This window comes from Pseudomonas sp. Je.1.5.c (genome assembly GCF_051129895.1).
Lineage (GTDB): Bacteria > Pseudomonadota > Gammaproteobacteria > Pseudomonadales > Pseudomonadaceae > Aquipseudomonas > Aquipseudomonas urmiensis.
In genome coordinates, this window is record NZ_JBCPSP010000074.1 from 1 (window position 1) to 12,346 (window position 12,346).

Sequence of the window (12,346 nt, forward strand, 5' to 3'; positions counted from 1 at the left end):
GCGCTTTGGTGGAAGGGGTGGGGCGATGTCTCCCACGGTCTGTACTGCTGCGAACAGTCAGAATCGGGCATTTAGTCCCACCACCCCTTCAAGTCTAACCATACAAGCGGGCTTGCCCCGCGATGAGGCCCGCACCATCAGCATCACTTCCCAGAAATTGGCCGGTAACGCATGCGCGTACCAAACTTGGCCGACATCAAGATCTCATCGGCACTCAGCTGGGCAGGGAAGTAAGTTCCGGAAATCTGCGCATGGGCAATGCTGGCGCCTTCCAGGCCATTTTCGCGCAGGTCCAAGCCGCGCAGGTCGGAGGCGCGGAAGTAGGCATCGGTAAAGTCGATCCCACGCACATCCAGTTCGCGCAGATCCAAACCGCGGAAATCCCCGCCACGAAAATCGATCACTGTGTCGGTAGGTTTCTCGCGATTGAAGGCAGCGATCTGCTCATCGCGCACGAGGGCGTACAGGGTGTTGTCCAGTTGCCGGGGCTGGTTCATGGTGGCGCCTCCTTGTGGGGTGTGATGATATTGTAATGCCATCACTGAGCAGGCGCCGATGTTCAAGCGTGAAGTGTCGACTGCTTCACGTCTGGGCGCTTAAAGGCCTGGCAGGCGCTGGCGGATCTGTTCGATCAACTGGTCCATGCTGGCGCTTTCCTGGGTGTCTACGCGCTTGCTGTCGCGCAGTTCCTGCTCATTGAGCGGGTCGCGGCTGGCCTGTTGCGCCTTGACCACTTCCAGGGTGGCGTCGGATGGATCGTCGTTGTCTGCCTGGCGCTGGGCCAACCAGCTTTCGATCACTGCCTGCGGCGCGTGGCAGTCGAGGATCAGCAACGGCACGCCGGTCTGGCTGGCCACCTCGGCGGCGGCCTGGCGTTGTTCCTGCTTGAGGTAGGTGGCATCCAGCACTACCGGGAAGCCTGCGCGCAGAATCACTTCGGCCAGTTGGTGCAGGCGCTGGTAGGTGGCGGCGCTGGCGCTCTGGTCGTAGATCCCGGCTTGGAGCTGGCCCGCATTGGCCTGGGCTTGTTCACCGAACAGGCGCTTGCGTTCGACGTCAGAGCGCACGCGGATCGCGCCCAGCGCTTCGACCAGGCGCATCGATACATGGCTTTTGCCAACCGCCGATACACCATGGGTGATGGCCAGCAGGCGCGAGGGGATCGCGCTATAGCTCTCGGCCAGGTTGGCATAGTTGCGGTAAGTGCGCAGGGTGGTGGCACGCTGCACGCCATCGGCATTGGCCGGCATGCTGAACAGGGCGACCTTGGCGCGTACCAGTGCGCGATAAGCCTTGTAGAAGTTGAGCAACTCCAGGCCCTGGTAGTCGCCGGTCAGCTCCAGATATTGGCTGATGAAACGCCGGGCAAGGCATTTCAGGCCGCGGTCTTCCAGGTCCATGGCGAGGAAACCGGTGTCAGCCCAGACATCGGTCTTGCGGAACGGCTCGTTGAACTCGATGCAATCGAACACCACCACCTTGCCATTGATCAGCGTAGCGTTACCCAGGTGGATATCACCATGGCACTCGCGGATGAAGCCGTTGGCCTTGCGCGCTGCGAACAGCTCGTGCAGGCGATCGAAGCTGCTGCGTGCCCAAGCCTGCAGTGCGTCCAGCTGTTGCAAGTCGGCCTTGTCGCTGAGGAACGGACGGATTTGCTCGAAGTTCTGCTCAACCGGGGCCATCACGCTTTCAGGCGAGCCGAATGGCTGATCGGCCAGGACCTTGGGGGTCTGCAGGTGGAACTCGGCGATCTGTCGGGCCATCTGGTCGATGTGGCTGGCGTTCAGTTCGCCGTTGGCCTGCAAGGTGCTGAGCAACTGGCTCTGGGGGAACTGGCGCATGCGCAGGGCGAATTCGATCGGTGCACCTTCGCCACCGATTTGCGGCGCTTCGACGCTGCCGGTGATCGGCAGCACGTCCAGATACAGGCCTTCGGTCAGGCGCTGGTTCAGGCGCAACTCTTCGTTACAGAAATGCTCGCGCTGGTCAAGGCCAGTGAAGTCCAGGAAGCCGAAGTTCATTGGCTTCTTGATCTTGTAGGCGTACTCACCCGTGAGCAGCACCCACGAGATATGCGTCTCGATGAGCTGGAACCCGTCCACGGGATGAGGGTAGAGGGCGGGGTTCTGCAGGGCACTGATGAGGGCTTGGCTCACGGGCAATCCTTCCGGGGTAAGGGAATTCGAATGCGCCATTATGGTCAATGGTGCCGTCCCTGCATACCGCCGGGCCTGCCTTGACTAAAGTGCGTATAATCCGCCGCCATGACTCGATCCCGAAATTCCCGTACTGCGCAGAAACGCTCGACCGGCCGCTCCCGTGCCTGGCTGGGCTGGGCCCTCAAACTCAGCCTGGTAGGCCTGGTGCTGGTGGCCGGTTTTGCCATCTACCTCGATGCCATCGTCCAGGAGAAGTTCTCCGGCAAGCGCTGGACCATCCCGGCCAAGGTGTATGCCCGGCCGCTGGAGCTGTTCGTCGGCCAGAAGCTGAGCAAGAACGACTTCCTCACCGAGCTCGATGCCCTCGGCTATCGCCGCGAAAGTGCGGCCAATGGCCCGGGCGCGGCCTCGGTCAATGGCAATAGCGTCGACCTCAACACTCGCGGCTTCCAGTTTTATGAAGGCATGGAGCCCGCGCAGTTCGTGCGCGTGCGCTTCTCCGGCGACTACGTCGCGGGCATGACCGGCGCCAACGGCGGCAAGCTCGATGTGGTGCGCCTGGAGCCGCTGATGATCGGCGGTATCTACCCGAAGAACCTTGAAGACCGCATCCTGATCAAGATCGACCAGGTACCGCCGTACCTGCTGGAAACCCTGATCGCCACCGAAGACCGTGATTTCTACAGTCACTTCGGCGTCTCGCCCAAGGGCATCGCCCGGGCGGTGTGGGTCAATACCTCGTCCGGCGCCATGCGCCAGGGGGGTAGTACCCTGACTCAGCAGTTGGTGAAGAACTTCTACCTGACCAACGAGCGCAGCCTGAGCCGTAAGCTGACCGAAGCCATGATGGCGGTGCTGCTCGAGCTGCATTACGACAAGCGCGAGATCCTTGAGGCCTACCTCAACGAAGTGTTCGTCGGCCAGGATGGCCAGCGCGCCGTGCACGGCTTCGGCTTGGCCAGCCAGTTCTTCTTCAGCCAGCCGCTGCAAGAGCTCAAGCTGCATCAGATTGCCCTGCTGGTCGGTATGGTCAAGGGGCCGTCGTATTACAACCCGCGGCGCTACCCTGAGCGGGCCCTGATCCGCCGTAACCTGGTGCTCGATCTTCTCGCCGAGCAGGGTGTGGCGAGCAAGGAAGTGGTCGAGGCGGCGAAGAAGATGCCGCTGGGCGTCACCAAGCGCGGCAGCCTGGCCGACAGCTCGTTCCCGGCCTTCCTCGACCTGGTCAAGCGTCAGCTGCGCCAGGATTACCGCGACGAAGACCTTACCGAAGAAGGCCTGCGCATCTTCACCAGTTTCGACCCGATCCTGCAGATGAAGGCCGAAACCGCCATGAGCGAGACCTTCAAGCGTCTGGCCGGGCGCAAGGGTTCGGATGCGGTCGAGTCGGCGATGGTGGTGACCAATCCTGAGACTGGCGAAGTCCAGGCGTTGATCGGCAGTCGTCAGTCGGGCTTTGCCGGCTTCAACCGCGCGATCGATGCCGTGCGCCCGATCGGCTCGCTGGTCAAGCCGGCGGTGTACCTGACCGCGCTGGAAAAACCGAGCAAGTACACCCTGACCAGCTGGGTGCAGGATGAGCCGTTCTCGGTCAAAGGCGCCGATGGCCAGGTCTGGCGTCCGCAGAACTACGACCGCCGTCCGCACGGCACCATCTACCTGTACCAGGGGCTGGCCAATTCCTACAACTTGTCCACCGCCAAGCTCGGCCTGGAAGTGGGCGTGCCGAACGTGATCAAGACCATCGGCCGCCTGGGCGTCAATGTTGACTGGCCGGCGTTCCCGTCGATGCTACTGGGCGCCGGTGGCATGTCGCCGATGCAAGTCGCGACCATGTACCAGACCATCGCCAACGGCGGCTTCAACACGCCGATGCGTGGTATCCGCAGCGTACTGACCGCCGAGGGCGAGCCGCTCAAGCGGTACCCGTTCCAGATCCAGCAGACCTTCGATCCAGGTGCCATTTATCTGGTGCAGAACGCCATGCAGCGGGTCATGCGTGAGGGTACCGGGCGTTCGGTTTACAGTGTATTGCCGAACAACCTGACCCTGGCGGGCAAGACCGGCACCAGTAACGATTCGCGCGACAGCTGGTTCTCCGGCTTCAGCCAGGATCTGCTGGCGGTGGTCTGGCTGGGCCGCGACGACAACGGCAAGACGCCGTTCACCGGTGCTACTGGCGCCCTGCAGGTATGGACCAGCTTCATGCGCAAGGCCGATCCGTTGCCGCTGGACATGCCGCAGCCGGATAACGTGGTGCAGGCCTGGATCGATCCGTACAGCGGCCAAGGCTCCGACAGCAGCTGTCCGGGAGCGGTGCAGATGCCGTATATTCGCGGCAGCGAACCGGCCGCAGGGGTTGCCTGTGGCGGTGAGCAGAATCCGGCTGAGTCGGTCATGGACTGGGTCAAGGGTTGGATGAATTGAGCACTGCTGGCCTGGGCGGATCAACCCCCAGGCCAGCAGCCGCATTTAAAGAGGGTGTGAAGTGAACAAGTGGTGGTTTCCTGCCTTGACGGCATTGGCCATGCTCCATGGCTGCGCCAGCGTTCCACGCGGCAACATTCCGGTGGTCGACTCGAGCACCCGGGTATCTAACAGCGAGCGCGTTACCGCCAACCGTGCTGCGACCCAGGCCGGCAACGGCACCTCGCAGGCTCAGGCACTGACGGAAGATTCCGGGGTTACCGTGATGATCCCGCAAGGGGCGGGCGCGTCGTCCATCCAGACCTTCCCAGCGGGCAATGGTGCAGCACCCATCAGCACTGCGCCGATCAGTACCGGTCCGATCACCACCAACCCCAACCCGATCGCTGACGAGCCGTTCGACATCGCCTCGATGAGCAGTACGCCAGCTGCGAGCAGCGCGCCGACTGGGATTCCGCGTAGCAATACGGCCGCCGGCAGCCTGTCGGCCGACGAACAGCTCGATGGCCCGGTGCTGGCGCTGCTGACCACCGCCCAGCAGCAACAGGGCAGTGGCGATTTCAATGGCGCCTCGTCGAGCCTGGAGCGTGCCCAGCGCATCGCCCCGCGTGAGCCGCAAGTGCTGTTCCGCCTGGCTCAGGTGCGTTTGTCGCAAGGCGATGCGGCCCAGGCCGAACAGCTGGCGCGTCGTGCCCTGACCTACGCCAATGGCCGTCCAGACCTGCAAGCCGAACTGTGGAACACCATCGCCCAAGCCCGCGAGAAACAGGGTGACAGCGCAGGTGCAGCGCTGGCGCGACAGAAGGCACGGGTCAATCTGTGATGGTCGAGCAACGCATTCTCGATATCGCTGATCACTTGTTGCTGATCGAACACGAACTGCGCGCACAAGGCTGGTGGAGCGAGCAGTCGCCCAGTGCCGAGGCGCTGGCCAGCGTGGTGCCGTTCGCCGTCGATTCGATGGGCTTCGAGCAGTGGCTGCAGTGGATTTTCCTGCCACGAATGAAGCTCATTCTCGAACACGGGCATCCCTTGCCAAATGCCTCGGGCATCCTGGTGATGGCTGAAACGGTTTTCGTCGATCGCCCAGAGCAGAGTCGCGCGCTGCGTCGACTGCTGGCGGAATTCGATCAATTGATCAGCCCATCCGCCTGATTTCTTCTCTTTTTCTTTCAAGAGCCGCAGATTGCGGCTCTTTTTTTGTGTTTTGTTTGTTTTTCTGCTGCTGTCAGATCTATTCGTGGTGGAACGAATTCATCCTGAGGAAAAATTGGCAATAATTTTTCTTGACTTAATCGCGGCGAATCACAAGAATCCAGTTTCCGCTTTAGAGGGACTGCCAGAAGCAGACCCGCTAAGCAGATCATGAGGCGCACACCCGCGCCGACTTGTTACACCCCGCAACGCGTTACCTCGCGCTGGGTGGGAAAACCCCGCAACACTCTGGGGTGCTCCCAATACTTGCTCAGTCAGTGCTGACGTTCGCTCATGCTCTGCTTGGCAGTAAACCTATTAAGACCCGTCCACTAGGGACGGTATTCTGGCGTTTTAGAGGTGAACAACGTGGAGCTTTTATCTGGCGCTGAGATGGTCGTCCGCTTTTTGCGTGACGAAGGCGTTAAGCACATCTACGGGTACCCTGGCGGTGCTCTCCTTCATGTTTACGACGCGCTGTTCAAAGAGCCGGAAGTCGAGCACATCCTGGTTCGTCACGAGCAGGCGGCAACCCACATGGCCGACGGCTATGCCCGCGCTACCGGCAAGGCTGGTGTAGTGCTGGTAACCTCAGGTCCGGGCGCCACCAATGCCATTACCGGCATTGCTACCGCGTACATGGATTCGATTCCAATGGTCATCCTGTCGGGCCAGGTGCCTAGCACCATGGTCGGCACCGATGCCTTCCAGGAAACCGACATGATCGGTATCTCGCGGCCGATCGTGAAGCATAGCTTCATGATCAAGCACGCCTCGGAAATCCCGGAAGTCCTGAAAAAAGCCTTCTACCTGGCGCAATCCGGCCGTCCCGGCCCGGTCGTGGTCGACATTCCAAAAGATATGACCAACCCGGCCGAGAAGTTCGAGTACGTCTATCCGAAGAAGGTCAAGCTGCGTTCCTACAGCCCGGCCGTACGTGGCCATTCGGGGCAGATCCGCAAGGCAGCCGAGATGATCCTCGCCGCCAAGCGTCCGATCGTCTACTCCGGTGGTGGCGTGATCCTCGGTGGCGGCTCCGAAGCGCTGACCGAAATCGCCAAGTCGCTGAACCTGCCAGTCACCAATACCCTGATGGGCTTGGGCGGCTTCCCGGGTACCGACCGCCAGTTCCTCGGCATGCTCGGTATGCACGGCAGCTTCACCGCCAACCTGGCCATGCACAACGCCGACGTGATCCTGGCGGTCGGTGCGCGTTTCGATGACCGTGTGATCAACGGCCCGGCCAAGTTCTGCCCGAACGCCAAGATCATCCACATCGATATCGACCCGGCATCGATCTCCAAGACCATCAAGGCCGACGTACCGATCGTAGGTCCGGTCGACAGCGTGCTCAGCGAGATGCTGGCAATCCTCAAGGAAATCGGCCAGCAGCCTGACAAGGCCGCGCTGGACGCCTGGTGGAAGCAGATCGAAGAGTGGCGCGGTGATCGCGGCCTGTTCCCTTACGACAAGGGCGACGGCAGCGTGATCAAGCCGCAGACCGTGATCGAGACCCTGTGTGAAGTGACCAACGGCGACGCGTTCATCACGTCCGACGTTGGCCAGCACCAGATGTTCGCGTCGCAGTACTACCGCTTCAACAAGCCAAACCGTTGGATCAACTCCGGCGGCCTGGGCACCATGGGCTTCGGCTTCCCGGCGGCGATGGGCGTCAAGCTCAACTTCCCGGATGACGATGTCGCCTGCGTGACCGGTGAAGGTAGCATCCAGATGAACATCCAGGAGCTGTCGACCTGCATGCAGTACGGTTTGCCGGTGAAAATCGTCAACCTCAACAACGGTGTACTGGGCATGGTTCGCCAGTGGCAGGACATGTCGTACAACGGCCGTCACTCGCATTCGTATGTCGAGTCGCTGCCGGACTTCGTCAAGCTGGTCGAGGCCTATGGCCATGTCGGTATCCGCATCACCAGCCTGAAGGACCTCAAGCCCAAGCTTGAAGAAGCCTTCGCCATGAAAGACCGGTTGGTGTTCATCGATATTGCGGTCGACAGGACCGAGCACGTCTACCCGATGCAGATCAAAGACGGCTCGATGCGTGACATGTGGCTGAGCAAGACGGAGCGTACCTGATATGCGGCACATCATTTCCCTGCTGCTGGAAAACGAACCCGGTGCCTTGTCTCGCGTGGTCGGCCTGTTCTCCCAGCGCAACTACAACATTGAAAGCCTGACCGTGGCGCCGACCGAGGACCCAACCCTCTCGCGCCTGACCCTGACCACCGTTGGCCATGACGAAGTGATCGAACAGATCACCAAGAACCTGAACAAGCTGGTGGAAGTGGTGAAGCTGGTCGACCTGTCGGAAAGCGCTCACATCGAACGCGAACTGATGCTGGTCAAGGTCAAGGCCACCGGCGCCCAGCGCGCCGAGATCAAACGCACCACCGACATTTTCCGTGGGCAGATCGTCGACGTAACCGCCAGCGTGTATACCGTGCAACTGAGCGGCACCAGCGACAAACTGGACAGCTTCATCCAGGCGATCGGCACCGCATCGATTCTCGAAACCGTGCGCAGTGGAGTCACCGGCATTGCCCGTGGCGACAAAGTGCTCAGCATCTAACTTCAAAAATTAGCGATGGCTCCACTAGGGCCGAGATATAACAGGGGTATTTCATGAAAGTTTTCTACGACAAAGACTGCGACCTTTCCATCATCCAAGGTAAGAAAGTCGCCATCATCGGCTACGGTTCGCAAGGCCACGCCCAGGCGTGCAACCTGAAGGACTCCGGTGTAGACGTTACCGTCGGTCTGCGTAAAGGTTCGGCTACCGTTGCCAAGGCAGAAGCTCACGGCCTGAAAGTTGCCGACGTGGCTACCGCTGTCGCTGCTGCCGACCTGGTCATGATCCTGACCCCGGACGAGTTCCAGGGCGCTCTGTACAAGAACGAGATCGAGCCGAACATCAAGAAGGGCGCTACCCTGGCCTTCTCCCACGGCTTCTCGATCCACTACAACCAGGTCGTTCCGCGTGCCGACCTCGACGTGATCATGATCGCGCCGAAAGCTCCGGGCCACACTGTGCGCTCCGAGTTCGTCAAAGGCGGCGGTATCCCTGACCTGATCGCGATCTACCAAGACGCCTCGGGCAACGCCAAGAATGTTGCTCTGTCGTACGCCGCTGGCGTCGGTGGCGGCCGTACCGGCATCATCGAAACCACCTTCAAGGACGAGACTGAAACCGACCTGTTCGGCGAGCAGGCTGTTCTGTGTGGCGGTACCGTCGAGCTGGTCAAAGCCGGTTTCGAAACCCTGGTTGAAGCGGGCTACGCGCCAGAAATGGCCTACTTCGAGTGCCTGCACGAACTGAAGCTGATCGTTGACCTCATGTACGAAGGCGGCATCGCCAACATGAACTACTCGATCTCCAACAACGCCGAGTACGGCGAGTACGTGACTGGCCCAGAAGTCATCAACGAAGAATCCCGCAAGGCCATGCGCAATGCTCTGAAGCGCATCCAGGACGGCGAGTACGCGAAGATGTTCATCTCCGAAGGCGCCACCAACTACCCATCGATGACCGCCAAGCGTCGTAACAACGCCGCCCACGGTATCGAAGTGATCGGTGAGCAGCTGCGTTCCATGATGCCTTGGATCTCGGCTAACAAGATCGTCGACAAGGCTAAGAACTAAGTCTTTGCGATGAGATGAAAAACGCGGCTTCGGCCGCGTTTTTTCGTTTAGGCGGCTCGCATCTGGTATAAAGCGACCAGTGGCTTGCCGTCAGAACCTGTTTCGCAAGCCCGTGTCGAAACATTTTCCACTCAGTTGCAAGGTGATTTTCATGAGCGAACGTCCCGAAGAGCCGAACAAGCCCTCCGACGCCGAAAGCCTGCTACCTGTCGATGAGCATGTTGAAGAGGGGCATGACGCCGAAGGGCGCAAGGTGCGGCATCGCGGCATCTACCTGCTGCCCAACCTGTTCACCACTGCCAACCTGTTCGCCGGCTTTTACTCGATCATCAGCTCGATCAGCGCGCAGAGCGCCATGAGCGCAGGTGATCCACGCGAGGCGAGCAAGTATTTCGCCTTTGCTGCCATCGCCATTTTCGTGGCCATGGTGCTCGACGGCCTCGATGGTCGTGTAGCGCGCATGACCAACACCCAGAGCGCCTTTGGCGCCGAGTACGACTCGTTGTCCGACATGGTCGCCTTCGGCGTCGCTCCGGCACTGTTGGCATTCGGCTGGGCGCTGGGCGACATGGGCAAGGTCGGTTGGATGGTGGCCTTCATCTATGTTGCGGGCGCGGCGTTGCGTCTGGCCCGTTTCAACACCCAGGTCGGCACCGCCGACAAGCGTTACTTCATCGGTCTGGCCAGCCCGGCTGCGGCAGGTGTGGTGGCCGGTACTGTCTGGGCGTTCAGCGATTTCGGCATCCAGGGCTCCAAGCTGTCGTTCCTGGTCGCGCTGCTGGTCGCCGCTGCCGGCATGCTGATGGTCAGCAACGTCAAGTACAACAGCTTCAAGGAGCTCGACCTCAAGGGGCGCGTGCCTTTCGTGGCGATCCTGGCCGTGGTGCTGGTGTTTGCCGTGGTGTTCAGCGATCCACCGCGCATCCTCCTGCTGATCTTCCTCGGCTATGCGATCTCGGGCCCGGTGCAGTACTTGCTGCGGGTGCGCCGTCGAAAGGCCTGAAGTTGATTTAATGCTGGAATAACCTGCCGGCTCTACAGTCTTACGGGTACATCAGTTGCCCGTACTGTGGAGCCGTTATGCTCATCAAGATCCCTCGTTCATCCGATTGCCAAGCATCGGAGATCACCCCCGAAAGCCTTTATCTATCGCGTCGAGACGTACTGGGTGCCTCTCTGGCGGGTATTGCCGTGGGTGCGCTGCCAGGCCTGGCTAGCGCGGGTGAGTCGTCGCGCTATGCCGATGTCGCGCCTGGTGCGCCGCCGCAATGGTTCAGCGACAAGCTGGGCGCCGCTCGTTGGCAAGCGGTAACGGTCAAGGATGAGGCGATCACTCCGTTCAAGGATGCAACGCACTACAACAACTTCTACGAGTTCGGCACCGACAAGGGCGATCCGGCGGCCAATGCCGGTAGCCTGAAAACCGAGCCGTGGAGCCTGGTGGTCGATGGTGAGGTGGCCAAGCCCGGGCGCTATGCGCTGGAGGACTTCGTCAGGCCGTATCAGCTGGAGGAGCGCATCTATCGACTGCGCTGTGTCGAGGCCTGGTCGATGGTCATCCCTTGGCTGGGTTTTACCCTGGCGGATGTGCTCAAACAGGTGCAGCCGACCTCGAAAGCGCGTTACCTGCGATTTGAGACGCTGCACGATCCCAAGGTCATGCCGGGTCAGCGCTCCTCATTCGCCTTGATCGACTGGCCGTATGTAGAGGGCTTGCGCCTGGATGAAGCGATGAATCCGCTGGCGATCCTTGCAGTGGGTATGTATGGCCGGGAGTTGCCCAATCAGAATGGCGCACCGTTGCGCCTGGTGGTGCCCTGGAAGTATGGCTTCAAAAGCATCAAGTCGATCGTGCGGATCAGCCTGGTCGCCGAGCAACCCAAGACTACCTGGGAAAGCCTGGCGCCGACTGAGTATGGCTTTTATGCCAACGTCAACCCGAATGTTGACCATCCGCGCTGGACCCAGACCCGCGAGCGGCGTCTGCCCAGCGGGCTGTTCAGCCCTAATGTGCGCGATACCTTGATGTTCAATGGCTACGGCGATGAAGTCGCCTCTCTATATAGTGGGCTCGATCTGCGGAAGAACTATTGATGCGCTATCCCTGGTTGCGCCTGGCTATTTTTCTGCTGGGCTGCCTGTTTCCGGCTTGGTGGCTGTACGAGGCGGCGATGAATCTGCTGGGGCCGGACCCTGGCAAGATCCTGGTCGACCGCCTCGGGCTCGGTGCGTTGATCTTCCTGCTGATTACCTTGAGCATGACCCCCTTGCAGCGTTTGACCGGTTGGTCGGGCTGGATCGTGGTGCGTCGGCAGCTGGGGTTGTGGTGCTTTGCTTATATAGTGCTGCACATGACTGCCTATATGGTGTTCATCCTCGGTTTGGATTGGGGCCAGTTGGGCGTCGAACTGCGTAAGCGCCCGTACATCATCGTTGGCGTGCTGGGCTTTATTGGCTTGCTGGCGCTGGCGGTCACCTCCAATCGCTACAGCCAACGGCGCTTGGGCGCGCGTTGGAAGAAGCTGCATAAGCTGGTGTATCTGATCCTTGGGCTGGGATTGCTGCATTTTCTATGGATTGTGCGCTCGGATCTCAAGGAGTGGGCCATCTACGCATCTATAGGTGCTGCCTTGCTGGCACTACGTATTCCGGCCGTCTGGCGGCGTGTGCCGCGGCTTATGGGTGGGCGGGGCAGGGCGGTTTGAAACATATTTGAAATAAAGTGTTGACGGCCTTTCGAAACCCCTTATAATGCGCCCCACTTCCAGCGTAGTTGGAACGGAAAACTCCTTGAGTATCAACGAGTTAGATGTTTCAGGCAGTACTGGAGGTGCTTCGATCTTCTGATCGGCAGCGGTGAAAAAGGTAGTTGACAGCAGCTTGTAACGCTGTAGAATTCGCCTCCC

Annotated in this window: 11 protein-coding genes; 9 read left to right on the top strand and 2 right to left on the bottom strand. The window is 60.4% G+C overall.

Annotation, left to right across the window (positions count from 1 at the left end):
• Positions 1-143: 143 nt before the first annotated feature.
• Positions 144-497 (bottom strand): pentapeptide repeat-containing protein, encoded by a 354-nt coding sequence (locus AAZU54_RS26615; RefSeq protein ID WP_186556464.1) that lies wholly within the window; start codon positions 495-497, stop codon positions 144-146.
• Between the two features lie 99 nt (positions 498-596).
• Positions 597-2,159, bottom strand: a complete 1,563-nt coding sequence (locus AAZU54_RS26620) for an AAA family ATPase (RefSeq protein ID WP_186556463.1) — start codon at positions 2,157-2,159, stop codon at positions 597-599.
• A gap of 108 nt (positions 2,160-2,267) precedes the next feature.
• On the opposite strand from AAZU54_RS26620, the gene mrcB reads away from it, so the two are divergent.
• From mrcB to msrQ, 9 genes are all read left to right on the top strand, one after another.
• Positions 2,268-4,589: a penicillin-binding protein 1B gene (gene mrcB, locus AAZU54_RS26625; protein ID WP_186556462.1), complete on the top strand. Its 2,322-nt coding sequence runs from the start codon at positions 2,268-2,270 to the stop codon at positions 4,587-4,589.
• Positions 4,590-4,650: 61 nt separating this feature from the next.
• Positions 4,651-5,412 carry a tetratricopeptide repeat protein gene (locus AAZU54_RS26630; protein ID WP_186556461.1) on the top strand — a complete coding sequence of 254 codons (762 nt, stop codon included), beginning with the start codon at positions 4,651-4,653 and terminating at the stop codon, positions 5,410-5,412.
• Positions 5,412-5,744 (top strand): YqcC family protein, encoded by a 333-nt coding sequence (locus AAZU54_RS26635; protein WP_186556460.1) that lies wholly within the window; start codon positions 5,412-5,414, stop codon positions 5,742-5,744. The genes AAZU54_RS26630 and AAZU54_RS26635 overlap by 1 nt, the downstream gene beginning before the upstream one ends.
• Before the next feature lie 408 nt (positions 5,745-6,152).
• Complete coding sequence (locus tag AAZU54_RS26640; RefSeq protein ID WP_186556459.1) at positions 6,153-7,877, top strand: acetolactate synthase 3 large subunit; 1,725 nt, start codon at positions 6,153-6,155, stop codon at positions 7,875-7,877.
• 1 nt (position 7,878) lies between these two features.
• The gene (gene ilvN, locus AAZU54_RS26645; protein WP_003250040.1) at positions 7,879-8,370 is read left to right on the top strand and encodes an acetolactate synthase small subunit; all 492 of its coding nucleotides are present in this window, start codon (positions 7,879-7,881) and stop codon (positions 8,368-8,370) included.
• A 53-nt stretch (positions 8,371-8,423) separates the two neighbouring features.
• Positions 8,424-9,440 carry a ketol-acid reductoisomerase gene (ilvC, locus tag AAZU54_RS26650; RefSeq protein ID WP_033701544.1) on the top strand — a complete coding sequence of 339 codons (1,017 nt, stop codon included), beginning with the start codon at positions 8,424-8,426 and terminating at the stop codon, positions 9,438-9,440.
• A 151-nt stretch (positions 9,441-9,591) separates the two neighbouring features.
• Complete coding sequence (gene pssA, locus AAZU54_RS26655) at positions 9,592-10,443, top strand: CDP-diacylglycerol--serine O-phosphatidyltransferase (protein ID WP_186556458.1); 852 nt, start codon at positions 9,592-9,594, stop codon at positions 10,441-10,443.
• 77 nt (positions 10,444-10,520) lie between these two features.
• On the top strand, positions 10,521-11,534 hold the full coding sequence (gene msrP, locus AAZU54_RS26660) for a protein-methionine-sulfoxide reductase catalytic subunit MsrP (protein ID WP_186556457.1): 1,014 nt from the start codon (positions 10,521-10,523) through the stop codon (positions 11,532-11,534).
• The gene (gene msrQ, locus AAZU54_RS26665) at positions 11,534-12,145 is read left to right on the top strand and encodes a protein-methionine-sulfoxide reductase heme-binding subunit MsrQ (RefSeq protein WP_312152124.1); all 612 of its coding nucleotides are present in this window, start codon (positions 11,534-11,536) and stop codon (positions 12,143-12,145) included. The genes msrP and msrQ overlap by 1 nt, the downstream gene beginning before the upstream one ends.
• Positions 12,146-12,346 lie beyond the last annotated feature (201 nt).

Coding starts and splice junctions, on each gene's coding strand:
- AAZU54_RS26615 (WP_186556464.1), bottom strand. CDS start 497: ATGAACCAGCCCCGGCAACTGGACAACACCCTGTACGCCCTCGTGCGC.
- mrcB (WP_186556462.1), top strand. CDS start 2,268: ATGACTCGATCCCGAAATTCCCGTACTGCGCAGAAACGCTCGACCGGC.
- AAZU54_RS26635 (WP_186556460.1), top strand. CDS start 5,412: ATGGTCGAGCAACGCATTCTCGATATCGCTGATCACTTGTTGCTGATC.
- ilvN (WP_003250040.1), top strand. CDS start 7,879: ATGCGGCACATCATTTCCCTGCTGCTGGAAAACGAACCCGGTGCCTTG.
- ilvC (WP_033701544.1), top strand. CDS start 8,424: ATGAAAGTTTTCTACGACAAAGACTGCGACCTTTCCATCATCCAAGGT.
- pssA (WP_186556458.1), top strand. CDS start 9,592: ATGAGCGAACGTCCCGAAGAGCCGAACAAGCCCTCCGACGCCGAAAGC.
- msrP (WP_186556457.1), top strand. CDS start 10,521: ATGCTCATCAAGATCCCTCGTTCATCCGATTGCCAAGCATCGGAGATC.
- msrQ (WP_312152124.1), top strand. CDS start 11,534: ATGCGCTATCCCTGGTTGCGCCTGGCTATTTTTCTGCTGGGCTGCCTG.